At 65.5% G+C, this 386-nt stretch carries 1 protein-coding gene; it reads left to right on the plus strand.

What is annotated here, in order from left to right:
• Window positions 1-36: 36 nt before the first annotated feature.
• Window positions 37-386 (plus strand): hypothetical protein (locus tag D7X55_RS47445; protein WP_199747509.1); only part of this gene is annotated, 350 nt, incomplete at its 3' end.

Genomic DNA, 386 nt, shown 5'->3' on the forward strand with positions numbered 1-386 from the left:
GGCCAGGTCTACCGTCTTGATGAGGCGCCAGCGGAGATGCTGTTCGATGGCCTGTACAGCGGCCATGAAGTGAAGCAGGAACGCTGGGGCATCACCGAGACCTTCCGTGATCCGATCGTATTCGCGGCGCGGCGGGTCGATAACGGGTACACGGTCGGCCGCGATGCAGGACGGCTGATCGTCTCCGCAACGACCGCGGTGCTGGATGGAAAGGTTGAGACTGCCACCTTCCAGGGCGCGCAGCAGAACCGCAGGCCGGATGCCGCGCTGGATGGCTATGCACAGGCGCAGACGGCGGTCGCGCGCAATGCGCAGTTGTACCTGGGGCGCTACGACGGCCAGGGCCGCAGTGGTGTGTTCGGCTCGGATGTGCGCCTGGGTGACAA

The sequence above is a fragment of the Corallococcus sp. AB049A genome, assembly GCF_003668885.1.
Classification (GTDB): domain Bacteria; phylum Myxococcota; class Myxococcia; order Myxococcales; family Myxococcaceae; genus Corallococcus; species Corallococcus interemptor.